General features: G+C 66.2%; 27 protein-coding genes, 1 tRNA gene and 1 pseudogene. 19 read left to right on the forward strand and 10 right to left on the reverse strand.

Annotated elements, in window-relative coordinates:
* The first annotated feature begins 66 nt into the window (after window positions 1-66).
* From BMX37_RS04125 to BMX37_RS04145, 5 genes are all read left to right on the forward strand, one after another.
* Complete coding sequence (locus BMX37_RS04125) at window positions 67-2,058, forward strand: lytic transglycosylase domain-containing protein (protein WP_093664137.1); 1,992 nt, start codon at window positions 67-69, stop codon at window positions 2,056-2,058.
* Window positions 2,059-2,091: 33 nt separating this feature from the next.
* Window positions 2,092-2,574 (forward strand): transcription elongation factor GreB, encoded by a 483-nt coding sequence (gene greB / locus BMX37_RS04130; RefSeq protein ID WP_093664138.1) that lies wholly within the window; start codon window positions 2,092-2,094, stop codon window positions 2,572-2,574.
* Window positions 2,575-2,623: 49 nt separating this feature from the next.
* Window positions 2,624-2,875 (forward strand): hypothetical protein, encoded by a 252-nt coding sequence (locus BMX37_RS04135; RefSeq protein WP_093664139.1) that lies wholly within the window; start codon window positions 2,624-2,626, stop codon window positions 2,873-2,875.
* A 62-nt stretch (window positions 2,876-2,937) separates the two neighbouring features.
* Window positions 2,938-3,765, forward strand: coding sequence for an NYN domain-containing protein (locus BMX37_RS04140; RefSeq protein ID WP_093664140.1), 828 nt, complete (start codon window positions 2,938-2,940; stop codon window positions 3,763-3,765).
* Between the two features lie 112 nt (window positions 3,766-3,877).
* Window positions 3,878-4,930 (forward strand): NAD(P)-dependent alcohol dehydrogenase, encoded by a 1,053-nt coding sequence (locus BMX37_RS04145; protein WP_093664141.1) that lies wholly within the window; start codon window positions 3,878-3,880, stop codon window positions 4,928-4,930.
* Between the two features lie 72 nt (window positions 4,931-5,002).
* On the opposite strand, the gene ettA is transcribed toward BMX37_RS04145, so the two are convergent.
* A complete protein-coding gene (gene ettA, locus BMX37_RS04150; RefSeq protein ID WP_093664142.1) occupies window positions 5,003-6,682 on the reverse strand; it encodes an energy-dependent translational throttle protein EttA in 1,680 nt (559 codons plus the stop codon).
* A gap of 199 nt (window positions 6,683-6,881) precedes the next feature.
* Here ettA and BMX37_RS04155 point away from each other — a divergent pair, with 199 nt between their 5' ends.
* From BMX37_RS04155 to BMX37_RS04170, 4 genes are all read left to right on the forward strand, one after another.
* Window positions 6,882-8,264: a M20/M25/M40 family metallo-hydrolase gene (locus BMX37_RS04155; protein WP_093664294.1), complete on the forward strand. Its 1,383-nt coding sequence runs from the start codon at window positions 6,882-6,884 to the stop codon at window positions 8,262-8,264.
* 143 nt (window positions 8,265-8,407) lie between these two features.
* Window positions 8,408-8,653 carry a hypothetical protein gene (locus BMX37_RS04160; RefSeq protein WP_093664143.1) on the forward strand — a complete coding sequence of 82 codons (246 nt, stop codon included), beginning with the start codon at window positions 8,408-8,410 and terminating at the stop codon, window positions 8,651-8,653.
* Window positions 8,654-8,700: 47 nt separating this feature from the next.
* Entirely contained in the window at window positions 8,701-8,967 is a 267-nt protein-coding gene (locus BMX37_RS04165; RefSeq protein ID WP_093664295.1) for a hypothetical protein, read from the forward strand.
* A gap of 109 nt (window positions 8,968-9,076) precedes the next feature.
* Window positions 9,077-9,152: transfer RNA gene (locus tag BMX37_RS04170), tRNA-Ile, on the forward strand.
* A 76-nt stretch (window positions 9,153-9,228) separates the two neighbouring features.
* Here the strand turns inward: BMX37_RS04170 and BMX37_RS04175 are convergent.
* From BMX37_RS04175 to BMX37_RS04210, 7 genes are all read right to left on the reverse strand, one after another.
* A complete protein-coding gene (locus BMX37_RS04175; RefSeq protein ID WP_093664144.1) occupies window positions 9,229-10,302 on the reverse strand; it encodes a tyrosine-type recombinase/integrase in 1,074 nt (357 codons plus the stop codon).
* Window positions 10,303-10,489: 187 nt separating this feature from the next.
* Window positions 10,490-10,966 carry a hypothetical protein gene (locus BMX37_RS04185; protein ID WP_093664146.1) on the reverse strand — a complete coding sequence of 159 codons (477 nt, stop codon included), beginning with the start codon at window positions 10,964-10,966 and terminating at the stop codon, window positions 10,490-10,492.
* The gene (locus BMX37_RS04190) at window positions 10,963-12,177 is read right to left on the reverse strand and encodes a phosphoadenosine phosphosulfate reductase domain-containing protein (RefSeq protein WP_244501367.1); all 1,215 of its coding nucleotides are present in this window, start codon (window positions 12,175-12,177) and stop codon (window positions 10,963-10,965) included. Before BMX37_RS04190 ends, BMX37_RS04185 begins: the two co-directional genes overlap by 4 nt.
* Window positions 12,174-14,147, reverse strand: a complete 1,974-nt coding sequence (locus BMX37_RS04195) for a DNA cytosine methyltransferase (RefSeq protein ID WP_244501368.1) — start codon at window positions 14,145-14,147, stop codon at window positions 12,174-12,176. The genes BMX37_RS04190 and BMX37_RS04195 overlap by 4 nt, the downstream gene beginning before the upstream one ends.
* A complete protein-coding gene (locus tag BMX37_RS04200) occupies window positions 14,147-14,917 on the reverse strand; it encodes a hypothetical protein (protein WP_093664148.1) in 771 nt (256 codons plus the stop codon). Before BMX37_RS04200 ends, BMX37_RS04195 begins: the two co-directional genes overlap by 1 nt.
* Window positions 14,917-15,384: a hypothetical protein gene (locus tag BMX37_RS04205; protein WP_093664149.1), complete on the reverse strand. Its 468-nt coding sequence runs from the start codon at window positions 15,382-15,384 to the stop codon at window positions 14,917-14,919. The genes BMX37_RS04200 and BMX37_RS04205 overlap by 1 nt, the downstream gene beginning before the upstream one ends.
* A gap of 89 nt (window positions 15,385-15,473) precedes the next feature.
* A complete protein-coding gene (locus BMX37_RS04210; protein WP_170841819.1) occupies window positions 15,474-16,190 on the reverse strand; it encodes a S24 family peptidase in 717 nt (238 codons plus the stop codon).
* A gap of 107 nt (window positions 16,191-16,297) precedes the next feature.
* Here BMX37_RS04210 and BMX37_RS18430 point away from each other — a divergent pair, with 107 nt between their 5' ends.
* Window positions 16,298-16,642 carry a hypothetical protein gene (locus tag BMX37_RS18430; protein ID WP_139197987.1) on the forward strand — a complete coding sequence of 115 codons (345 nt, stop codon included), beginning with the start codon at window positions 16,298-16,300 and terminating at the stop codon, window positions 16,640-16,642.
* Window positions 16,643-16,656: 14 nt separating this feature from the next.
* Here BMX37_RS18430 and BMX37_RS04215 read toward each other — a convergent pair whose 3' ends face one another.
* Window positions 16,657-16,962 carry a hypothetical protein gene (locus BMX37_RS04215; RefSeq protein ID WP_093664151.1) on the reverse strand — a complete coding sequence of 102 codons (306 nt, stop codon included), beginning with the start codon at window positions 16,960-16,962 and terminating at the stop codon, window positions 16,657-16,659.
* 83 nt (window positions 16,963-17,045) lie between these two features.
* Between BMX37_RS04215 and BMX37_RS04220 the strand changes: the two genes are divergently transcribed.
* The 6 genes from BMX37_RS04220 to BMX37_RS04245 are packed head-to-tail and all read left to right on the forward strand — an operon-like array spanning window position 17,046 to window position 19,782.
* On the forward strand, window positions 17,046-17,525 hold the full coding sequence (locus BMX37_RS04220) for a phage regulatory CII family protein (protein ID WP_093664152.1): 480 nt from the start codon (window positions 17,046-17,048) through the stop codon (window positions 17,523-17,525).
* Window positions 17,522-17,818, forward strand: a complete 297-nt coding sequence (locus tag BMX37_RS04225) for a hypothetical protein (RefSeq protein ID WP_093664153.1) — start codon at window positions 17,522-17,524, stop codon at window positions 17,816-17,818. Before BMX37_RS04220 ends, BMX37_RS04225 begins: the two co-directional genes overlap by 4 nt.
* A complete protein-coding gene (locus BMX37_RS04230; RefSeq protein ID WP_093664154.1) occupies window positions 17,815-18,012 on the forward strand; it encodes a hypothetical protein in 198 nt (65 codons plus the stop codon). Before BMX37_RS04225 ends, BMX37_RS04230 begins: the two co-directional genes overlap by 4 nt.
* Window positions 18,009-18,572 carry a hypothetical protein gene (locus BMX37_RS04235; protein ID WP_139197989.1) on the forward strand — a complete coding sequence of 188 codons (564 nt, stop codon included), beginning with the start codon at window positions 18,009-18,011 and terminating at the stop codon, window positions 18,570-18,572. Before BMX37_RS04230 ends, BMX37_RS04235 begins: the two co-directional genes overlap by 4 nt.
* Window positions 18,569-19,183, forward strand: a complete 615-nt coding sequence (locus BMX37_RS04240) for a hypothetical protein (RefSeq protein ID WP_093664156.1) — start codon at window positions 18,569-18,571, stop codon at window positions 19,181-19,183. The genes BMX37_RS04235 and BMX37_RS04240 overlap by 4 nt, the downstream gene beginning before the upstream one ends.
* Entirely contained in the window at window positions 19,183-19,782 is a 600-nt protein-coding gene (locus BMX37_RS04245) for a hypothetical protein (RefSeq protein ID WP_093664157.1), read from the forward strand. The genes BMX37_RS04240 and BMX37_RS04245 overlap by 1 nt, the downstream gene beginning before the upstream one ends.
* Window positions 19,783-19,812: 30 nt before the next feature.
* On the opposite strand, the gene BMX37_RS04250 is transcribed toward BMX37_RS04245, so the two are convergent.
* Window positions 19,813-20,268: a hypothetical protein gene (locus BMX37_RS04250; RefSeq protein WP_139197991.1), complete on the reverse strand. Its 456-nt coding sequence runs from the start codon at window positions 20,266-20,268 to the stop codon at window positions 19,813-19,815.
* On the opposite strand from BMX37_RS04250, the gene BMX37_RS19420 reads away from it, so the two are divergent.
* From BMX37_RS19420 to BMX37_RS19080, 3 genes and pseudogenes are all read left to right on the forward strand, one after another.
* On the forward strand, window positions 20,206-20,952 hold the full coding sequence (locus BMX37_RS19420) for a DUF7146 domain-containing protein (RefSeq protein WP_425288431.1): 747 nt from the start codon (window positions 20,206-20,208) through the stop codon (window positions 20,950-20,952). The two genes, BMX37_RS04250 and BMX37_RS19420, sit on opposite strands and share 63 nt — an antisense overlap.
* Window positions 20,943-21,152 (forward strand): annotated as a pseudogene (locus BMX37_RS19075) (DNA translocase FtsK); the annotation flags it as partial. The gene BMX37_RS19420 and the pseudogene BMX37_RS19075, both read left to right, overlap by 10 nt.
* Window positions 21,132-21,833, forward strand: a complete 702-nt coding sequence (locus BMX37_RS19080) for a DUF2312 domain-containing protein (protein WP_342027843.1) — start codon at window positions 21,132-21,134, stop codon at window positions 21,831-21,833. The pseudogene BMX37_RS19075 and the gene BMX37_RS19080, both read left to right, overlap by 21 nt.
* The last annotated feature ends 2 nt before the right edge of the window (window positions 21,834-21,835 follow it).

The following is a 21,835-nucleotide window of genomic DNA, read 5'->3' on the forward strand; positions in this document are numbered from 1 at the left end:
CGCGCGGCGGGGCGCGGGGTCAAAGTCGTTCAGGACAGATACGGGTACGCTCGCTATCCTGTCCACATGGTTGCCATCGGAATTCGTGCCGCCCTTCTTCTTGCCACTGCCGCCGGGGTCGCAACCCCCGATGGAACCGCGCTTCAATCGGACGCGTGGCAGACGCGGCTCGCCAATGGTGGCGTTCAGTCCGCCACCACGGACGGGGCGATCACCGCGACGATCGCGCAATGGCAGGCGCTGCGCCAGACCGACGCCCTGCCCTTCGACAGCTATGCCAATTTCCTGCTCGCCCATCCGGGTTGGCCGGGGGAGACGGCGAACCGCAGCGCGGCGGAGCGGCAGGCGGCAACGGCGCAGCCCGCCAACGTCGTTCGTTTCTTCAACCGCTTTCCTCCGCTGAGCGGCGCCGGGGCGGCCGCCAGGGCGCGCGCGCTGCTTGCGATGGGTCAGCCGGTCCAGGCGGCGGACGCAGCGCGAGACGCGTGGCGCAGGGCGTCGCTGTCACCCACGGACGAAAGCTATGTGTTGGGCATGTTCGCCGGGCAGATCACGCCTGCGGATCACGACGCGCGAATGGATGCGCTGCTGTGGGCGGGGAACACCAGCGGCGCGGCGCGGCAGCTGGCCTATGTCAGCCCCGCCCGGCGAGCGGGCTTTGCCGCCAGGCTGTCGTTCCGCAGCAACGCGCCGGATGCGGCAAGCCTGGCCACGGCGGAGCCGGGCGCGCTTGCGGGCGATCCGGGCTATATCGCCGATCGAGCCAACTGGCTGCGCAACAACGGCGCCTCCCCCACCTCGCGCAGTTTCCTGTCGCAACCGCGTCGGCTGACCGGCCTGCCCGGCAATCCGGAGAAATGGTTCGAGACGCTGCTGACCGCCGCGCGGGGTGCCGCCAATGACGGTCAGTACCAGCTCGCCTATGACATCGCGCGGCAGATCGATGACGCCTATTCCCCCGCGACCGACGTGTCGGTGAAGCCTTATGGAGAGCGTGACGACTACACCAGTCTAGCATGGCTGGGCGGCCAGACCGCGTTGAAGAAGCTGAACCGGCCGGCGGATGCGATGACGCTGTTCGACCGCTACGCCCGCGGGTCGCGCGCACCGCAAACCCGCGCCAAGGGTTTTTACTGGGCCGGCCGCGCGGCGGAGGCGGCGGGTCGTTCGGTGGAGGCGACCGCGTTTTTCGCGACCGCCGCCGGCTATCGGGATCAGTTCTATGGGCAGTTGGCCGCGGAACGCAGTGGGCGGACGCTGGCTGCCCCTCCTCCGATCGTCAACCCGACGATCGCGCCGGCCGTGCGCGCCGCGTATGACGGCAGGGAGGTCGTCCGCGCCGCGCGGTTCCTTGGCCAGATCGGGCAGTGGCAGGACCAGACCGCGCTCATTCGCCAGATCGCGGCGGACGCCACCACCGACAACGATCATCTGTTGGGCGCGGAACTGTCGCGCAGCCTGAACCGGCCCGACCTGGCCGTCATGATCGGGCGCAGCGCGTTGCAGAATGGATTGTCTGACTATTCCGCCGCCGGTTTCCCCACCGTCCCCGTGCCGGTCGGTTACGAGGGTAGCTGGACCCTGATCCACGCCATCGCACGGCAGGAAAGCCAGTTCGACCGGGCCGCGATCAGCCATGCCGGCGCGCGGGGATTGATGCAGCTGATGCCCGGCACCGCGCGCGAACAGGCGGGCAAGTTGGGGCTGAGCTATGATCCGGCCGCGCTAACCACCGACCCGTCATTGTCGATGATGCTGGGGTCCAGCTATTTCCAGCGGGTCTATGCCGGGTTCGGCAGCTATCCGCTCGCGATCGCGGCTTATAATGCCGGGCCGGGCAATGTCCGCAAATGGCTGGCGGCGAACGGCGACCCGCGCATGCCCGGCACCGACGTGGTGGACTGGGTCGAGGCGATCCCGCTGTCCGAAACGCGCAACTATGTGCAGCGCGTGCTGGAGAATGCGGTGGTGTACGACCTCATCAACCCGACCCGCAGCCTGTCCACCGGCCGGCCGGCGCCGCTGTCCTGGTATCTGGGCAAGAACCGGCCGGGCTAGACCGGCGGCGCGGCGGGTCGCTAGGGCGGTGCGATGGATCGCCCCAACTACATCACCCCGGCAGGCTTCGCGACGCTGCGGCGGGAGTATGACCAGCTGTTCGCGGGCGAACGGCCGCAGATCGTCGAGACGGTGTCCTGGGCTGCGGGCAATGGCGACAGGTCGGAAAATGGCGATTACCTGTACGGCAAGAAGCGCTTGCGGGAGATCGACCGGCGTCTGGGCTGGCTGTCCAGGCGGATGAAGGCGGCGAAGGTGGTCGATCCCGCGCTGGCGCCCGACCGTGCGCGGGTGTTCTTCGGCGCCACCGTGACAATCGTCGACGAGGATGATCGGGAGCGTGTGCTGACGCTGGTCGGCGACGACGAGGCGGATGCGGCAGGCGGCAGGATCGGCTGGAACGCGCCAATGGCACGCGCGCTGCGCGGCGCAGCCGTGGGCGATCTGCGCCGCGTCGCCCTGCCCGCCGGCGAACGCGAGTATGAGATCGTCGCCATCACCTATCCGCAATCGTGAGGAACGCCTCCTTCCGCTTGTCCGTTGAGGACGGTGAAGGGGACGATCCATGGCAGAGAACCCCCGCACCACCACCGCGCGCGAAACCGACGACCGCGACCTGATCGAGGGCATGGAGCCGGCCGGCGACGCCGTGCCGAGCAGCGCTGGCGGCCGATTGCAGACTGATGTCGGAAGCCAAGCCGACCTGACCCGCGCGATCGACGATCCCGAGGCGGACACCCGGCCCGAGAAGCAGGATGACATCGACAACGGCCAGGCCTATCCGGCCGATCGCGGGAACAACCGCCAGAACGGCTGACATCATCGTAGCGGCGAACGCCGCCGGTTGACGCGGGTGCGGAAGGTGTCGAGGGTCGCTGAATGGCCGACGACACCCCAACCCGCAACATCGCCCTGCTGATCGATGCGGACAATGCATCCTGGCACGCCATCGACCCTGTCCTGACGGTGCTGGCCGAGTTAGGCACGGTTAATGTGCGCCGGGTTTACGGGAACTGGTCGAAACAATCGCTGAAGGGCTGGCGCGACATGACCGTGAAGCACGGCATCGAGCCCCAGCAGCAGTTCGACCTGACCAAGGGCAAGAACGCCACCGACATGAAGATGACGATCGACGCGATGGACCTGTTGTTCAGGGGCCGTGTCGAGGGATTCGGGATCATGTCGTCGGACAGCGACTTCATGCCGCTGGCGATGCGAATCCGGCAGGACGGCCTGCCCGTCTATGGTTTTGGCGAAAGCCGCACGCCGGAGGCGTTCAAGCGGGCGTGCACGCGATTCATCGATGTCGCGGCGCTGACGGCAGTGGAAGCACCCCCTGCCCCCTCGCCTGCTGCGGCGACGGCGACCGCGCCGGCGGCCAGCACTGCCACGCCCGCGGCGCGACCCGCATCGGATGTGTCAATCGAGCAATCCCTGCCGCCGGCCATCTCCTCCGCGCCGCGTCGCAAAAAGGCGGATGTCGACCCAGAACTCCTGCAGCTGCTGGTCGACGCCTATGACTCGGTCAAGCGGGACGAGCGCGGCTTCGTCAGCCTGTCCGCCATGGGCCAGCTGGCCGGCAATCGATCCAGCTTCGACGCGCGCAACTATGGCTATCGGCGTCTGGCCGACTTGATCGAGGCGGTGCCGAACTTCCAGACCGAACTGCGCGAAGGCGGCCGCCTGTATGTCAAGCGGGTGCGCTGAGCGCCGCCCGGACTAATTCTGTATCGATCGGTTGAAGCATAGGCGGCGAGGTCCGATCTATGCGTCGCGGGCCACTCGGTCCGCCAGATCATCCTCATCATCAGGAATTGGCATGGCCACGAAAGCCTTCGGCGCGACCGGCGTCGATCAGCCCCTTGAACCCTTGTCCATCGAACGTCGCCAGCCCGGACCGACCGACGTTCAGATCGCCATAGCCTATTGCGGCGTCTGTCATTCCGACCTGCATCAGGTCCGCGCGGAGTGGGAAGGCACCCTGTACCCCTGTGTTCCGGGCCATGAAATCGTCGGGCACGTCACCGCGGTCGGTGACGCGGTGTCGCGGCACAAGGTCGGCGATACCGTCGGCGTCGGCTGTCTGGTCGACAGCTGTCAGCATTGCGGGTCCTGCGCGGAGGGGCTGGAGCAGTATTGCGAGAACGGCTTCACCCTCACCTACAACTCGGCCACGCCGGATGCGCCCGGCCACACACTCGGCGGCTATGCCGAGGACATCGTGGTGGACGAAAAGTTCGTGCTGAAGATCACGCATGCGGACGATCAACTCGCCGCCGTGGCGCCCTTGCTGTGCGCGGGCATTACGACCTATTCGCCCTTGAAGCATTGGGGCGCCGGGCCGGGCAAGAAGGTCGGCATCGTCGGGATCGGCGGCCTGGGCCATATGGGCGTGAAGATCGCCCATGCGCTCGGCGCCCATGTCGTCGCGTTCACGACGTCCGAGAGCAAGCGGCAGGATGCACTCGACCTCGGTGCGGACGAGGTGGTCGTGTCACGCAACGCGGCCGAGATGGGCGAGCATGCCGGCAGCTTCGACATGATCCTCGACACCGTTGCGGCCAGTCATCAGCTGGACGATTATGTGACCCTGCTGAAGCGGGACGGCACGCTGGTGCTGGTGGGCGCGCCCGACCAGCCGCATCCCTCGCCCAACGTCATGAACATGATCTTGGGCCGCAGGCAGATCGCCGGATCACTGATCGGCGGCCTGCCGGAAACGCAGGAGATGCTCGACTTCTGTGCGGAGCACGGCATTACCGCATCGATCGAGATGATCGCGATCCAGGATATCGAGGCCGCTTATGATCGCATGCAGCGCAGCGACGTGAAGTACCGCTTCGTGATCGATACGAAGAGCTTGGCAGCCTGACACAAAAAAAGGGGCGGTTCCTCGCGGAGCCGCCCCCTTTTCACGCCATGATCGGCGGCCTTTCCGGTCCGATCAGCGCGTCAGTTTCTTGTAGGCCAGACGCGTCGGACGATCGGCGGCATCGCCCAGACGGCGGCGCTTGTCCTCTTCATAGCTTTCGTAATTGCCCTCGAACCACTCGACATGGCTGTCGCCCTCGAACGCCAGGATGTGGGTGCAGAGGCGATCGAGGAAGAAGCGGTCGTGGCTGATGACCACGGCGCAGCCAGCGAACGTCTCCAGCGCCTCCTCCAGCGCCCGCAGCGTTTCCACGTCCAGGTCGTTGGTGGGCTCGTCGAGCAGCAGGACGTTGCCGCCCTCCTTCAGCATCTTCGCCATGTGGACGCGGTTGCGCTCACCGCCGGACAGCTGGCCGACCTTTTTCTGCTGGTCGGGCCCGCGAAAGTTGAACGCGCCGACATAGGCGCGCGTGCCAAGCTCCTGCTTGCCGAAGCGGAACACCTCAAGTTTGTCGCTGATCTCTTCCCAGACGTTCTTGTTGGGATCGAGATGGTCGCGGCTCTGGTCGACATAGCCGAGCTTCACCGTCTGCCCGACCTCGATCGATCCGGCATCGGGCTGTTCCTGACCGGTGATGAGCTTGAACAGCGTCGACTTGCCGGCGCCGTTCGGGCCGATCACGCCGACGATGCCGCCCGGCGGTAGCATGAAGTCGAGGCCTTCGAACAACAGCTTGTCGCCATAGGACTTGGACAGGCCCTTCGCCTCGATCACCTTGCCGCCCAGGCGTTCCGGGATCTGGATCAGGATCTGCGCCTTGCCCGCAACGCGGCTCTCCTGGCTTTCCATCAGCTGTTCGAAATTGCGGATACGCGCCTTGGACTTGGTCTGCCGCGCCTTTGGCGTCTGGCGCATCCAGGCGAGCTCGTCCGCGATCGCGCGTTGCTTGCCTGCCTCCTCGCGCTCCTCCTGCTCCAGCCGCTTGGCCTTCTTTTCCAGATAGCCGGAATAGTTGGATTCGTAGGTGTAGTAGCGGCCGCGATCGAGTTCGAGCACCCAGTTGACGACATTGTCGAGGAAGTAGCGGTCGTGCGTCACCAGGATGACGTTGCCGGTATATTCCTTCAGGTAATTCTCCAGCCACGACACGCTTTCGGCGTCGAGGTGGTTGGTCGGCTCGTCGAGCAGCAGGATGTCGGGCTTTTCGAGCAGCAGCTTGCACAGCGCCACGCGGCGCTTTTCACCGCCCGACAGCTTCGACACGTCGGCGTCGCCCGGCGGGCAGCGCAGGGCCTCCATCGCCTGTTCCAGTTGGGAATCCAGGCTCCAGCCGTCGACCGCATCGATCTTCGCCTGAAGCTCGCCCATCTCCTCCATCAGCGCGTCGAAGTCGGTGTCGTCCTGCGGATCACCCATTTCGGCGGAGATGGCGTTGAACCGGTCGACCAGGTCAGCCACCGGACGCACGCCGTCCTTGACGTTGCCCATCACGTCCTTGTCCGGATCGAGCTGCGGCTCCTGCGCCAGATAGCCGACGCGGATGCCTTCCGCCGCCCAGGCCTCTCCGGTGAAGTCCGGGTCCATGCCGGCCATGACCTTCATCAGCGTCGACTTGCCGGCGCCGTTCGGCCCGATGATCGCGATCTTCGCGCCGTGGATGAATTGCAGGTGGATGTTGTTCAGAACGGGCTTGTTCGCGCCCGGAAAGGTCTTGGTCAGACCCTTCATGACGTAGGTGTACTGGACGGCCATGGGTCGCCTTCTCGGTTTGATGCGGCAGAAGCGGGAAACTGAGGGTCAGATAAGGCTTCGCGGGCGGATTGGCAAACCGGCGGGCGGTCGGTACGCCCGTGTCATGACCAGCGCACGATCCGCCGCCGCCCGCACCCTCCTGATCCGATCCTCCGGGGCGCTTCTCGCCGGCGCGGCGTTGGGCGCCACCGCCCCGCTGATGGCGCAGACCGCGCCGCCGGTGGTGCCCGTGATCGGCCACGGCCGTGCCATCCCGCTGGGCGTCGCGATTGATCCCGCCATCGCCGCCGTGCGCGACAAGGCGCTGACCGACACGGTCGCCTATTCCATCGTGGAAGCCCTGACGACGGAGATCGGGCCGCGCCCGGATGGGTCGGATGCGCAGGCGCGCTCGCGGCAATGGGCGGTGACACGGCTGAACGCCCTGGGGTTCCGCAACGTCCGGATCGAGCCGTACGAGCTGCACAATGTCTGGGAACGCGGTGAGGAACGGGCCGAGCTGGTCGGGGCCAACGCCCAGTCGCTCCGCGTCACCGCGCTCGGCAATTCCGGCGCGACTCCGGCGGCCGGCATGACCGCGCCGGTCGTCTTCTTTCCTTCGCTGAACGACCTGCTGCTCGCGCCGGACGCCATGGTGCGCGGCCGGATCGTCTTCGTATCCAACGCCATGCATGCGACGCAGGACGGGTCCAGCTATGGCAGCGAGGGCGCGGCGCGCTTCGTCGGGCCCGACATCGCCGCGCGAAAGGGCGCCGCCGCGATCGTGATCCGCTCCATCGGCACCGATCATGGCCGCGGACCCCATGCCGGCGTGACGGATTTCGAGTCCGGCGTGGCGCCGATCCCCGCGGCCGCCCTGTCGGTCGCCGACGCGGAAACGCTGGAGCGGCTGGCGAAAACGGGTCGCCCCGTGTCGCTGCACCTGACCTTGACGCCCCGTTTCGTCGGCACGCGCATGTCGGGGAACGTGGTGGCGGAGGTGCCGGGCCGCGACAAGGACGCCGGCATCGTGCTGATCGGCGGCCACCTGGACAGCTGGGATCTGGGTACCGGCGCGATCGACGATGCCAGCGGGGTCGCCATCACCACCGCCGCCGCCAAGCTGATCCTGGATCGCGGCCGCGCCCCGCGTCGCACGATCCGCGTGGTCTGGTTCGGTGACGAGGAAACCGGCGGCTGGGGTGGACGCGCCTATGCGGAGGCGCACAAGGCGGAGCGGCACGCGATTGCGGGAGAGTCCGATTTCGGCGCCGACCGGGTCTGGCGGTTCGAGACGAACCTGCCCGACAGCGCGAAGGCGGTGGGGGATCGCCTGGCGGTGGCGCTGCAACCGCTCGGCATCGGGCGCGGCAAGGGTGTCGGCGGCGACGGCACGGATGTCGAACCCGTATTCGACCTGGGTGTCGCGGCCATCGACCTGAACCAGTCCGGCCTGCGCTATTTCGACTGGCACCACACGCCGGAGGACACGCTGGACAAGGTCGATCCGGAACAGCTTCGCCAGAACGTCGCGGCATGGGCGACCATGCTGGCGGTGGTGGCCGACGCGCCGGAAACCATCGGCCCGGTGCAGAAGCGGTAGCGGGCACAAAGCTGTTGCCCGAGGGGCTCGATCTTCTTTCCCCTCGCAAAAGGCGGATTGACCTACTAAGCTGGTAGGGTAATCAGAAGCGTCGCGACGGCGGTCGTTCGGGCGCGAGTTTTGCTATGCTTGGGAGCATTCGAATGAAGAAGATCGCTTTGGTTCTCGCGGCCACCGGCCTGTTTGCCGTCGCCGCGTGCAACCGCACCCCGACCGAGGCCGCAGCCGACAACGTGTCCGACAACCTCGAGGCGCAGGCCGACAACCTCCAGGCGCAGGCCGACAACGCCACGACCGCGAACGAGGCCGCCGCGCTGACCAACGCGTCGGAGAACGTCGAGAACCAGGCCGACGCGGTCGAGGATCACGTCGAAAACACCTCCATGTGATCTGACGCGAACGTCGTCACCACAACAAGGAAATGGGGAAAATCATCATGAAGAAGATCGCTTTCGTCGCTGTTGCCGCCGGCCTGATGTCGCTGGGCGCTTGCAGCAAGTCGCCTGAGGCCGCTGCCGTCGAGAACAACGCCGACATGCTGGCCGACAACCTCGAGGCGCAGGCCGACAACATGGACGCGATGGCGGACAACACGTCCAACGCCGCGACCGCCGACGCGATCGAGAACGCTGCCGACAACCTCAACGCGACCGCCGACAACGTGCGTGACGCCGCCGAGGACAAGGCCGACAACATGCAGTAAGCCGCGTCGGACCCACGTGTCCGACCGACGAATTGCAAAGGGGCGCTTTCCGGACCGGAGGCGCCCCTTTTTCTTTGCCGCGCGCTGCGCTACCGCGCACCTGTTGGCGGGGCCTGTAGCTCAATGGTTAGAGCTGGCCGCTCATAACGGCTAGGTTGCGGGTTCGAGTCCTGCCGGGCCCACCAACGGATGCGCTAAGCGCCTGCAAACGCCAGACTTCTCTACCGGTTAGACAAACTTGCGCTAGAGCGGTTAGGCAAACTACGCGTCATTCTCGTTCGAGAATCGTGTGATGGTGGCGCCAAGCGCTACCTCCGCAAGCTGCTCCTGCTCTGCCGCTGCGGTGTAGAGGGTGACCTCGCTGTCACCGCGCCAGCCGGCCACCGCCTTGATACCCAACTGCGTGGCCGAGCTCTCCGCCATCCGCCGCGCGATTGCCTTTCTAAGCCCGTGCGCGGTGCACTGGGGCAGATCGGCCTGGTCGCACCACTCCCGCATCTTGTTGCCGAAACCCTCTTTTGTGAACGGCTTCCCATATTCGGTCACAAGGAAGGATTGCAGGCCGACGCTGGGCATCGCCGCCAGTGCCCGACGAAGGTCAGGGGCGATCGGCAACCATAGGTCGGCTCCGTTCTTCGCAGCCGTGAAGTTGATCTTGCCCCGGACGATGTGCTTGGGGCCGAACGCCCGTGCATCGCCACGCCGTTGGCCAGTCCAGAGGATGATCTCCAGCGCGAGCCGCGCTTTCGTACCGACAGCGTGTCGCGCCTGGTACTTCGCGATGTCTTCCTCGGTCCAGCTGTAGAAGCCGGTGAGTCGCGCCTTTCCGATCTTGTCGGCGTCATCCACGGGGTTGGCGGCAATCCATTTGAGCCGCTTGGCATAGGCGAACATGCGGCGCAGTTCCTTGCGAAGGTTGCGCGCTGCCACCTGTCCACCCACCGGCCGACCCTTTTCGTTGGTGCGCTTCTCAGTGCGCGCCAGCAGGATCGCCTCGATATGTTCGAAGCCGAAATTGGCAACCAGGTCGTTCTCGAACTCGGAGCGGAAGCTCTCGACCAAACCGCGACGCCTCGCGCGATCGTTGTCGCTTCCCTTCCCTGCGAAGTCCCCACACTGGTAGTAGCGGGTAGCTAGATCGCTGACGCTGCGCGGGATGGCGCGGCTCTCAATGATCCGAGAACCGGCGATCAGGGCCTTGTACTCAGCCTCGAAGCCCGGCTGATCCGGCAATGTCGCCATGTACTTGGGGGCACACCCCGCCTTACGGAACCGCGCGCGGAGCTTGCCATGGCGATCGGGGTCGACGGTGACGTTGGCGTAGCGGGTCTTCATCGCCTCGGCAGGATCCTGTCCAGCGGGTTGGCCGCGACCGATTCGGCTGCGGGCGCAGGGTCGTCGCTAGCTTCCACGACAATGTTGCCCGCTACGTCAATCCCGACCCGCACGCGGGTATACCCTGCCTTGCGAGCGCCCTTCATCGCTCGCGCGATGTCCTCTTGCTTGAAGCGTGCCGCGACAGTCATGCCGCCAGCCTCCTATGTCCTACCATCCGGGCCTTCACAGTGCGCTCGGCGCTGACCATGACGACGATCGCTGCCTCGCCTGATCGCCCGCGGTAGGGGCGCTGGTGCCAGGCCAGCGCATCGCAAAGGTCCGCCATGATGCGACGTTCATCGCTGGTCGGATCGCGATCGGCCTGGGCACGCGCCTTGGCCGCGATCGTGGCGAGCTCCGCGACCATCAGGTGATTGTAGCGGCCGAAGTAACCGGTGCGGTCATCCCATTCGGGACAGGCCGGCGCGGCCGGGTCGATGATCCAACGCCACTGCGCCGCCACCGCGCGCGAGAGCGCCAGCCCTTCTTCCGCAGCCTCGGCCGTCAGCCTGCCGGCCTTGACGTGAGCGGGAAAGTTGGCCTCGCGTCCGCGCAGCAGGTGCGCTGCTGCGTCGGCGCAGTAGTCGCGGAAGCGATAGTCGGCGAGGCGGGGCATGGTCATTGGCCCACCAAGTCGCGAAATAGGATTGGCTGAACTGCGCCGCTGGGGAGCACGCTATCGAGCCACGCGTCGGCCCTGGGTTCGTCTCCGTCCCATTTGTCAGGGAAGGTCCGAGCGGCGATCAGTTCGCGGATCCGGGCTTCTTCTTCCTCATTGATCAGGTCGACCCGCGCGCGATGTTGGATGTCCAACACCCGCTCCAGCGCCTCGGCACGCGCCTCCAAGGTCAAAGGCCCCATGCGCTGTGGGTTCTTCGCGATGGAACCGTCCTTCAGCCTCTCCACACCGCGCTTCCGGTGACGCTGTTTTGGCATTCGCATCCAGCGATAGAGCGGCTTCAGTTCCAACAGTGCGGACAGGTGCGACCAGTGCTGCATGGCCGACACGATCTCCAGCGCCGTGTCCTTTTCGGTGAGTGGGCAGCCGATGCAGCCGGTCCGGGCTGCGATGTCTGCCGCGTCGTCACCGCCGTAGGCGTCGGCCATGATCGACACCGGCCACTCGCCGTAGCCGGGCGCGTAGGAGACGCGTCCGATCCAGTCCCATACGTGGCAGACGCGCCAGTGCAGGATCGGAGCGAGGGTCGCGATGCGGCCACGGATGCCTTTCGCGTCCGGCAGGACCTGCTGATACCAGCCCTGCCCGCATTCGGCGCCGTCCTTTGAGCAGGACATGACGATCCGGTCGTCTCGGATTGCGCTCTCGCCCTGACGAACGCCGGTGAGCATCAGCGCAGTCTCGTCGAGGTCGGCGAGTGCGGAGATCAGCGCCTCAGCCATCGGTTCGACCTTGATCTGGCGGGTGCACCAACGAAGGGTGTTGTTGTTCGGCGGAGGCACGCCTCTGCCGAGGATATAAACCATGAAGCGCTTATCAAGCGGCGCTCGCACGACGTGCACCTCGATCCAATTGCGTTGACGCAGCCTTGCGATCACCGCCTCGGCGGCCTGCTGGATTGGCGGCAGTTCCTGTCGCGTGTCGGCGTAGAAGACGTGCAATCGTTCCGGCTGTGGCAGGCGGCCGGTGTCAATCAGATGGATAACCACGGTCAGCAGCGCCGTGCTGTCCTTCCCTCCGGACCAAGCGATCGCGTGACGGCTATGCCGCGACCAGTAGGCGTGTAGCGACTGGCAGGTGAGATCGATCGCCTCATCCAGCACCATGAAGTCGCCGTTCGCGCCGTTTGCGAACAGGTTGTCGATGGCCGTCACGCCGCCACCTCTTCCGCCGTATCGTTGGCGCACAGCGCCGGCAGGTTGGCCCTGACCAGAGCCTCGGCCACGTCGGGGCAGACGCTGTTGCCGATCTTCGCGATCTGGCTGCTCTTGGTCAGCGGTTTGTCGTTGGGGCCGATCGCGGCGAGGATGTAGTCGGCGGGGAACCCCTGCGCGTTGGCCAGTTCACGCGGGGTGAGCATCCGCATGCCGATGTCGACGATGACGTAGGTCGTGGCGTCGATCGTGACGGTGACGACTGCGAAGCGCTCGCGCGTCGGGATGGTGTGGAGCGGAACGTCGACCGCCTGCCCGTGCCGATCCGATCCGTAATATTTCACCAGGAACGCGGCGACCTGGACGGCGCGGGCCAGCTGTTCGGGCGGCAGCGCGTCGGCGTCCACCATGACCGTTTCGACCAGGCGCTGTTGCGCGCCTGTAGTGGTGACGGTGGTCAGGGGCTTGTCCGCCACACGTCCCAGCATTCCGCCGGTGTTCGCCTGCTCCATATGGGCGCAGACGACGCCATGGTGCTGGCCACCGGCGGTGATCGTCTTCGCCGGGTGGGTCGGATCGCCCTGCCCGCCGTTCGTGTTCGACGTGTAGAAGTGTGACAGGAACGCCGTCACAGCCGCGTGACGCGGGGCGCCAGCCATGACAGTGTCCATCGGTTCGCTCGCCGGCCGACCCCGGCTGTTCTCGCTGAACTTCTCCAGATGCGCAACGACGACCGAATGCTTGCCGCCTGTCGCGATCGTCGACACAGGTGCATTTATGTCCTGCTCGCGCGGCTTTTCGCCTGGCCGACGCTCCCCGTTCTGAAGAGGTGCCATGGCCGCAATGGTCAAACGCTGCTGCGTGCCGCGCACGGTGGCGGTGGTCAGCGGTTCGTCCGCCGGCCGGCCGACGCGGTCGAAGTTTTGCTGGCCGATGAAGGCCGCGTCGATGGGCGCGATCGTGGCCGTGGCGCGGGCGAATTCGCCGCCATTGGCGGTCGTGATCGTGCGCAGCGGCTCTGCCGGGTCATGCGACCGGGCGCTGTTCTGCGTATGCGTGATCGGCACGATCGCGGCATCGACCACGCCATGCTCCGGCTGGCTGGTCGCAGTGCGTAGCGGATCCTGCGGATCGAACACGCGCGCGGCGCGGGTGTTCGTGAACGCCGTGCCGACGATGAACGGCTTCGCCGCGTTGACGACGTAGCGCATGACGCCGTGCGCGATGCGGCGATTGGTCGCCGGCTTCAGTGGCCGGGTGCGGTCGAAGATCGACGGGCACGGGATCGACCAGTCGATGCATTCGGCCGCGGTGCGGTACGAGAGCAGCTTGCCCTTCCGCACCTCGACGCTGTCCGGCTTGCCGTGAGTCGGCGTCGGCCAGACGATCGGCAGGCCATCGCGACGGGCGATCAGGTAGAGGCGCTTGCGGCTGGTCGGCGCGCCATAGTCGCAGGCGCGCAGTTCGCGGTACTGGACCTTGTAGCCCAGCCGGCGCAGGCGCCGCACCCACAAGTCGAACTCCTCGCCCTGGCGTTCCTTGATCGGCATGCCCTCGGCATCGAGCGGACCCCAACGACGGAACTCCTCGACGTTCTCCAGCATAATGACCTGCGGCGCGCCGCGACCGTCGGGCGTCGCCTTCAGCAGGCGCTCGGCCCAGTGGACCACCACCCAGGCGAGGTCGCGGATGTTTTTCTCACGCGGCTTCCCGCCCTTCGCCTTGCTGTGATGCTTGCAGTCGGGGGAGAACCAGGCGAGCGCGACCGGCGCGCCGCCCGTGGCGTCGAGCGGATCGACGGCAAGGATCGACTGGCAATAGTGGCGCGTGGTCGGATGGTTGGCGACGTGCATCGCCACCGCCTCCGGATCATGGTTGATCGCCACGTCCGGTTCGCGGCCGATCGCGCGTGCGATGCCTGTCGAAGCCCCGCCGCCCCCGGCGAAGTTGTCGATGACGAGCGGGCGCATCAGTCGCCTTCCCCCTCTCCCGTGGGTGTAGGGGCGGTGGCGAGGGCCAGCCGATGGATAATTGCCTTTCGACCGCCTAGGTCGCGCACGACCCTTTCCTGTTCCGCCGTCCAGTCAAAGCCATAGCAATCCTGCCCATCTGGCCCCTCGCCCTCGCTCATTCCGAGGCCTTCAAAGAAGGGGGTGATCTCGTCACCCAACTCTTCAATTATTTTTGTACGATCCCAGTTTAGCCAAGCCGAACCGAGCAATTCTGCAATGCGCTCCAGCACGATCATCATGTCGATTTCACGCTCGCTCGGCACGGTAACGACATCGCTGCCTGACGCGGCGAACGCGGCGGCAAAAGCACGGCCGATCGCATAGAGCGTGGCGACAGCAGCATCTTCGTCATTCGGCGCGTGCGCGGGCCACATCAGCATGGCGACGGACTGCCCCTTTGCGTCGCGGATATACGCGGCTCCGTTGCCTTCTGCCTCATGCAGCGCAAACGGCAGTGTAAAGTACGGCTCCACTTCCACCGGCGCACATGATGGGGCGGTAACGACATCGCTGCCTGCCGAGAGGCGGCGACCTTCTGCGATGCCAGCCAAGCGACGTTCCGCAAACGCCTGCTCTATTGTCTGTCGGCCGTCCTCGCCGAGCGTGCTGTCACCCGCCATGATGCGCTTGATCTGGATGGCATGAAAGCGGGTGACAGCGGCCTTATCGGCTTCGGTCACATCGTCTTGTGTCACCGGCTCGGGGCCGCTTGGATCAGCCCTGCTCATCACAGCACCCCCGCGATGTAGGCGCGCAGGAACTGTGCAGCGATGCCGAGGGCGGCGAGGCCGAGGAACGCGACCTCGATCCGGCGGGCGTAGTAGCCGATCGGGCGCTCGTGATCGGGTTCCAGCGGGTCGGGACCGCCCTCCCCGCCCGTCGGCTGGCTGAACGCCAGCACCTGTGCGTCGCGGGCGCGGAGGCGGGCGACGGTGGCGGAGAGCTCGCCGAGGCGGGTTCCACCGTGTCCGGGAAGTAACGGCAGAAAGCTGAGCCGATGCGGTCGCGACGGCAGGAAGGAGCGCTGTTTGAAACGAGGCGCGGTGCGAGCGTGAGCCGCGCAAGGCATGCTGATCGGCAGAACCTCAGGATAGGTGACGAGGTCTAGCGGATCGTATGACGCAGGAAGGAGGCTTAGCGCGGGCTGTGGGATGATCGCGGCCGGCGCGGACAGATCAAAGGATGGTGCGGGCATGATGCGCTCCAGCGGGCAGCATGCCCGTGAAGCGCTCCATAACTACGGGCAGTTGCCCGCGTCAAGCAATTATGCGGGCAACTGCCCGTCTAGCCCAGCAGGTCTCTCATCATGACGACGCGATGCACGGCTAAGACCTCGTCGGCCGCCACCTCAAAATCCATTGGCGGATTGTACTGACGGAGCGTCAGCGCCTTGGCGGATCGACGGACCAGACGTTTGATCAACGCAGCCTTGGCCCCCTCAGTGTGTCGATCCGCCAGCTGCACGATCACGTCGTCACCGGGGCGCGGCGGCCGCTTTGGGTCAACAATAACCGGGTCTCCTGGCTCGAACCGAGGCTCCATGGATGAGCCGGTAATGTAGACCGCGTAAACGTCAGACCTACGTGCAAGTAGCGGGGGCCGGCGGACCCAATCTATCGCTTCGGTCAACTCGACGATGTGGCTTTCAACGAGTTCATCGCCGTTCAAATCCAGTTCGGCTCCTAAAGCAGTTCCATAGACGGGGATAGTGCGTGGCAGCGCTTCGTCGAAGGAGCGATCTGCTGCGTGAGACTCGTATCCAGTTCGGCGATTGGGGGACGCCTCGGCAGCGTGAACTCCATCGCGTAAATAAGACACCGTGGTTTCAAGCGCTTCGGCGAGCCGCTGATATGCCTCGATGCCCATACGTTTCCCCCGTCCTCGACGCAGGTCACGGATGAGGTCAGACGATCGCCCTTCTGTCGCCAGCAGTGAGACTTCCCGGTCAGATTTGCCCAGCGCGGTGAGGCGTTCTTCAAGGCGTTCGATCAGGTCCGTCATACGGGCATTATCCCGCATTAATGGTTTTTGGTCATTCGGGCACTTGCCCGTTGACAAAGGCGGGCAGTTGCCCGCATTTAGCGCCTCGGCTAGCATTGGAGTGCCTGGTGACGCTGATTGAACGCCTTCTCGCACTGGCAGAAACCTGGGCGGCGGCTAACAACCGCAGTACCGCGACGCTCGCTTCCCGTGTGGCTCGTGACGGCAAGTTTCTGGAGCGACTTTCGGCTGGCGGACAATGCACTGCCGATAAGGCTGAGCGATTTTTCGCGTTTTTCCGTACCGAAGGTAACTGGCCGGCCGGTGTACCGACAATCGTGAGCGACTTGTTGGATGGTGTGAACCTCGGCGTTGCTGGGGTGATGCTTCATTCGTCTTCCGATAACGTAGATCATCCCCTCGCGGCATCGGGAGAGTGCGCCGACATTTCCCGGCAGGCGGTGACGGCATGACGCGGACTGCCCTGTCAGTGCTGGCCACCTGTAAGCCGTTGGTGGGCCAATTCGCTGCCCCAGCGCTGTCTTGCCTCAGCATCGACGTTCAGGCCACGGTCGGCGCACCAGGCGACGAAGTGCTCAGGATCAATGTGAGCGCGGAAAGTGGGAACGCCGCGCTTCTTGAAGCCGGTTTCCAAGCCCTCGGCCTGACTTTGCCAGCGGTCGAATGTGATGGGCAGCTTGTCACTGTCCTCCATGACTTCGAGAATACGGGAGTAATCCGCGCGCTTGTACCACGCAATGCCGAGGGCATCCACGCGTCGTCCAGCTTCCATTCGCCCTCTCCTCTCGCCGATGTGATCACCACCGTATCCGCGCCGGGCGGGGCCGCAACCCCGGCTTGCGAAGGCAAGCTGTCGTGAACGCGCTGATCGCCACGGCCGTGAAGGGCCGCATGCTCAAGATCGCGTTCGGCGAACTGGTTGCACGCGCGGGCGGCGTAGAGGCAGCCGCCGGTTTCTGCCGCGTCGGCAAGAGCACGCTGGCCCGCTACTACGCGCTCGGGCCAACGGACGAGGAGTGCTTCGCCCCCGTCGACGTGGTGCGCGATCTGGAGGCGTTGGTTGGCGAGCCGATGGTCACGCGGGTGCTGGTCGCCATGGCCGAGGGCATCTTCCTGCCCCAGCCGACCGCCCCGGCGCGGCGCGGCGACCTGCTGTCGATGCTGGCCGATGCCGCCAAGGAACATAGCGACCTGACGCAGAAGCTCTGCGCCAGCCTGGCCGACGGCCACCTCGACACGGTCGAGGCGGAGCGCGTGCTGGCCGAGATCGACGATAATTTCCGCGTGCTGGCGACGATGCGCGCCGCGGTGACATCCATCCTGGAGGGGCAATGAAGAACAAGATGCACCTGCCCGCGCGCGTGCCGAACGAAGGCGCGCGCCTGCTGGCGCAATGGATCGCGCGCGAGTGCCATGGCGCGCTGGGCGTGGCGAACCTGAAGCTGTGCGTCGGCATGCCGACGTTGCAGCGGCTGCTGGACGGCGAGATCACGCCGGGCGCGTCGCTGGTCGGCCCGATTGCGGAGCGCACGCACGGCCGTGTCGCGCGCCTGGACTGGCAGCGTGCACCACGTGGCGGTTGGTTCGACGCGCCTGCGGCTGCGCAGCCACAGCGGCGGGCCGCATGACGGTCACGATCGACGATCCCGCCGCTGGCGGCAGTGCGCCCGGCGCCTGGGCAACGGCGATCGCGCATACGCCGGCACTGGCGTCGCAGACCAACGAGATCACGCGCGGGGTGCCCCCCTGTCGCCACGCGCGTGCCGGCGAGGGGGTGGCGACGGCCGTCCCCTCGCCGGGAGCTATCGGGCTGGGCCGATGATGGCGGCGCTGCCGCTGGAACAGATCGGCGACGAGGCCTGCGGCGTCGTGGCCAGCGTCGCGCGGATCGACGCATGGATGGAGCTCGCCAAGGCCGGCGACCGCTTTGTCTATGCCAGCCGACTGACGTTGCCGGTCGCCAGCGCCGGCGCCAAGCGGATGCGCGATCTGGCGAAGCGCGAGCTGGTTCTGCTCACCCGGCCCCGCTCCACGATCGATCCGACGGTGTTCAACTACACGGCGACTCGGTCGAGCAAGCCCAGTCCGCTGACCAAGCCGGATCGGGAAAAGCTGAAGGTCGTGACGCTGCCGATCGACATCGACGAAGTCGAAGCGGTCAACAGCCTCCTGCCGGTGCTGGAACGGTTCGCGCGTGCCGGTCGGCCGTGCCCCACCGATCATCAACTCGCACAACGTGCCGATCTGTCGGTGGACCTGATCAAGCCTATCCTGAAGGCTGCCGAGGCCGCACACATGATCCGCGTGCTTCCCGCGCCAGGCCCGACGGGGCGCCGGATCCTGATCTTGTCGACCGGCGCCATCACCGGCCTCGTCCGATGAGCCTGACGCCGCTCTCCGCCGCAGCCGGCAGCGCGTTTTCGCGGGCACAGACCGATGACCCGGTCAATCGCGAAACGCACGACTTCTACCCCACGCATCCGGGTGCAACGCGCGCGCTGCTTTCGGTGGAGGCTTTTGACGGGCCGATATGGGAACCGGCTTGTGGCGATGGTGCCATGTCGAGGGTCATGCAGGCGGCCGGTCATGATGTCGTCAGCACGGACCTGATCGATCGCGGCTATGGTGAAGGAGGGCGCGACTTCCTGATGGAGTGGGCGCCTCGCGCACCGCACGTCGTCACCAATCCACCGTTCCGCTGGGCGAGGGAGTTTGCCGATCGCGCGCTGCTGTTGAGCCGGGCGCCGGGCGGGAAGGTCTGCCTGTTTCTCCGCCTCGCCTTCCTTGAGGGGATCGAGCGACAGCGCTGGTTCGCCACGACACCCCTGGCCCGCGTTTGGGTCATGTCGCGTCGCGTGCCCATCCAGCGTGGCCGACTGGTCGACTCGGTCAGCGGCGAAGGCGCGGGCGTGATCGCCTTCGCCTGGTTCGTGTGGGAGCACGGCCACGTTGGAGCGCCGCAGATCGGCTGGCTCGATTGGAAGGGTTGCTGATGGTCGATGCCGTCGACATGGCCAGCCAGATCGAGGCCGAGACCGTCGCGCTGGCGATAGCGTCCCGCGCTCCGATCGAGAGCGGGACTGCGGGCGATTGCGACGGGTGCGAATGGTGGTTCCCCCGCCTCGTCGATGGGCTGTGCGGGTTCTGCCGAGACGGCCGGCAACCGCCAGCCGACTGGGAACCGCATCCCCGTCCCTCTCTCGATGTCGAAAAGGAAGATCCTGTGGGCAATACACCAGCAAGCAAGTCGGTCACCTTCGTGGCATCGGGTGCCATTCTCGACGAGCTCAAGCGGCGGGTCGCAGATGGCGCAACGTACAATCGCGCCGCAATCGACATGATCGAAGCCGGGCTGGTGCTGGCATCGACGCCAGCCCCGGATCAGGCTTCCACAGCCGAGCCGGAATTCGAGGCGGTCCAGACACCCCGCCAGCGCATGGTGCAGTTGCTGGACGGCATGGCCGGGCTGGTGTCGGAGATCCTCGACAGGCCGGATCGGTCGGCAGAGGTCGCGACCGAGCGGCAGCGTGCCGAGGAGGCCGAGGCGAAGCTGGTAGACCTGACGGCGCGCATCGCCGCGGTTCTGGCCTGACCTGACGGCAGGATCATGGCAGTAGGCATTTCAACGGGCGAAAGCCTGTTCGATCGCGCGCGCAAGGTCGCACCGGCAGATGTAGCGCGAGCACATGGCGCGCGGCTGCGTCGGGCCGGGACGAAGCGGTCGCGCGGAGGTTGCCCGCTGTGCGAGTCTGCCGACGCGTTCCTGGCGGACGAACAGGGCCCGATCTGGCATTGCTTCTCCTGTGGTGAGACCGGCGACGCGGTCGCGCTCGAAAAGGAGCTCGGCGGGCATCCAGACCGTACCGCAGCCGCCCGCGTGCTCGCTGGTGATGCCGAGCGGGTCGTTCTCCAGCGCGAGCGCCGTGTCCGCACAGTGCATGAACGGCCGATCGTCGATAGTGCGACCGTTGCCGCCTATATCGTCGAAAGGGTCGTTCCGGCGACCGGTACGATCGTGGAAGCGTGGCTGGCCGCGCGGGGTATTCCGGTCGATCGCGTCAGCGCTGCTCTTCGCCACCTCGCCTTTGCCGCCCGGTGTCCGATCGCCCCATGGCGGGAAGATCGCGGGCCGCCCAGCATCATGCATTGCCCGGCGATGATTGCACCTCTCCGTGAAGCGTCAAACGGGGCGATAGTAGGCGTCCATGCCACTTACCTGACCAGCGATGGCAGGCGGAAGGCCGATCTAGGATGCCTGCCGGACGGCAGGCCCCGACCTGCCCGCAAGATGTGGGGTCGGGCACGCGGTGCTGCCTGTTTCCTGGGCGATGTTGCCGGACCGGGACCGATGGCTGTCGGCGAAGGGGTCGAGACGGTGCTGAGCTACGTTGCGGCGCTCGATGGTCCGAGCCGGCCTGTGGCCGCGCTCAGCCTCGACAATCTTCAGGGTCGCGCACTGCGCGACGAAGAGGGCGTGGTGCCACTCTGGCGGCTGCGGGCTGATCCGGACTCGCCGCCCATCACCGTTAGCGAAGCCGGCGAAGTGCACATCCTCGTCGATGCCGACATGCGACCGATCGAGATCCGTTGCCAGCTTGTGCGGCGGGGCCGGCGCGAGCGGGTGCGGATCGATGGGCTGAAGAGGTCGGAGATCTGTGCCGCGCTAGCGACCCAGGCATGGCGACGCGCCGGTGCTGGCCCGGTCAAAGCCTTTCGCGCGCCGGCCGGGATGGACTTCAACGATCTTGGGAGGGCGCGGTGAGCGCCGACGAGGAGGCCCTGTACTGCCGCGCTGCCGCACTTGTGCTGGAGCATCAGAAAGCGTCCACATCGTGGCTGCAACGGCAGCTGCGCGTCGGGTATAACAGCGCGGCCAGGATGATCGAGCGCATGGAGAGGGAGGGCTATGTCGGCCAGCCCGATCATGTCGGGCGGCGCGAGGTGCTTCGCCCGCCGTCGGGCACGCTGCCGTTCTACGAGGCTGCGGTCGATGCGGAGCCGAACCCTTGGGAGCGCAACGCCGGCAAATTCGATCAGGCGACCAGTGGCACGCCCGCACCGGACGATGCGTCCGCGCCAACCGCCGTTCCGCTCGAATTTGCAGCTGTGTCGAGCCCTGAGAAGCCGGAGAGCGAACCTGACACGCCCATGGCGGAGGCACCGCCACTGGTGCAGGTCGCCGTCGACCTCGTCCAGCTTCTCGGGCTGGAAGGCGCGCGGCGCGCCGTTCGTGCGGCTGCGGAAGCGTCCGGCGAGACGGAGGCTTTTCGTCGGCCGAAGGGAAAGAGCGATCATCTGCGGGCGATCGTGGAACGGGTCGAGCACCTGGTCGGCGAGCGCGATGCGATCACGGCAGAGATCAACGAGGTCCTCAAATTCGCAAAGGACATAGGGTTCGATCCGCCCGCGATCCGTCGCGTCGTGAAGGATCGTGAAATGGACCGGGACAAGCGGTTCACCGCCGAGGCCATCTACACCGTCTATCGGCACGCCCTCGGCATCGAGGATCCCGATTTCGCGCTGGAGCTACCCGCGCCGTCGATCCCGCCACCCGTGAAGGCACGCAAGCTGACCGCCAAGGAAAAAGCCTATCAGGAGACACTCGCGTCGGTCGCCGCGAGCCGTGTCATCCTGCTTCAGTGAGG

The organism is Sphingomonas gellani, from assembly GCF_900110035.1.
Lineage (GTDB): Bacteria > Pseudomonadota > Alphaproteobacteria > Sphingomonadales > Sphingomonadaceae > Sphingomonas > Sphingomonas gellani.

Excerpts from the sequence above, each read along its gene's own strand:
- BMX37_RS04125 (WP_093664137.1), top strand. The coding sequence starts at position 67 with ATGGTTGCCATCGGAATTCGTGCCGCCCTTCTTCTTGCCACTGCCGCC.
- greB (WP_093664138.1), top strand. The coding sequence starts at position 2,092 with ATGGATCGCCCCAACTACATCACCCCGGCAGGCTTCGCGACGCTGCGG.
- BMX37_RS04135 (WP_093664139.1), top strand. The coding sequence starts at position 2,624 with ATGGCAGAGAACCCCCGCACCACCACCGCGCGCGAAACCGACGACCGC.
- BMX37_RS04140 (WP_093664140.1), top strand. The coding sequence starts at position 2,938 with ATGGCCGACGACACCCCAACCCGCAACATCGCCCTGCTGATCGATGCG.
- BMX37_RS04145 (WP_093664141.1), top strand. The coding sequence starts at position 3,878 with ATGGCCACGAAAGCCTTCGGCGCGACCGGCGTCGATCAGCCCCTTGAA.
- ettA (WP_093664142.1), bottom strand. The coding sequence starts at position 6,682 with ATGGCCGTCCAGTACACCTACGTCATGAAGGGTCTGACCAAGACCTTT.
- BMX37_RS04155 (WP_093664294.1), top strand. The coding sequence starts at position 6,882 with ATGGCGCAGACCGCGCCGCCGGTGGTGCCCGTGATCGGCCACGGCCGT.
- BMX37_RS04160 (WP_093664143.1), top strand. The coding sequence starts at position 8,408 with ATGAAGAAGATCGCTTTGGTTCTCGCGGCCACCGGCCTGTTTGCCGTC.
- BMX37_RS04165 (WP_093664295.1), top strand. The coding sequence starts at position 8,701 with ATGAAGAAGATCGCTTTCGTCGCTGTTGCCGCCGGCCTGATGTCGCTG.
- BMX37_RS04175 (WP_093664144.1), bottom strand. The coding sequence starts at position 10,302 with ATGAAGACCCGCTACGCCAACGTCACCGTCGACCCCGATCGCCATGGC.
- BMX37_RS04185 (WP_093664146.1), bottom strand. The coding sequence starts at position 10,966 with ATGACCATGCCCCGCCTCGCCGACTATCGCTTCCGCGACTACTGCGCC.
- BMX37_RS04195 (WP_244501368.1), bottom strand. The coding sequence starts at position 14,147 with ATGCGCCCGCTCGTCATCGACAACTTCGCCGGGGGCGGCGGGGCTTCG.
- BMX37_RS04200 (WP_093664148.1), bottom strand. The coding sequence starts at position 14,917 with ATGAGCAGGGCTGATCCAAGCGGCCCCGAGCCGGTGACACAAGACGAT.
- BMX37_RS04205 (WP_093664149.1), bottom strand. The coding sequence starts at position 15,384 with ATGCCCGCACCATCCTTTGATCTGTCCGCGCCGGCCGCGATCATCCCA.
- BMX37_RS04210 (WP_170841819.1), bottom strand. The coding sequence starts at position 16,190 with ATGACGGACCTGATCGAACGCCTTGAAGAACGCCTCACCGCGCTGGGC.
- BMX37_RS04215 (WP_093664151.1), bottom strand. The coding sequence starts at position 16,962 with ATGGAAGCTGGACGACGCGTGGATGCCCTCGGCATTGCGTGGTACAAG.
- BMX37_RS04225 (WP_093664153.1), top strand. The coding sequence starts at position 17,522 with ATGAAGAACAAGATGCACCTGCCCGCGCGCGTGCCGAACGAAGGCGCG.
- BMX37_RS04230 (WP_093664154.1), top strand. The coding sequence starts at position 17,815 with ATGACGGTCACGATCGACGATCCCGCCGCTGGCGGCAGTGCGCCCGGC.
- BMX37_RS04235 (WP_139197989.1), top strand. The coding sequence starts at position 18,009 with ATGATGGCGGCGCTGCCGCTGGAACAGATCGGCGACGAGGCCTGCGGC.
- BMX37_RS04240 (WP_093664156.1), top strand. The coding sequence starts at position 18,569 with ATGAGCCTGACGCCGCTCTCCGCCGCAGCCGGCAGCGCGTTTTCGCGG.
- BMX37_RS04245 (WP_093664157.1), top strand. The coding sequence starts at position 19,183 with ATGGTCGATGCCGTCGACATGGCCAGCCAGATCGAGGCCGAGACCGTC.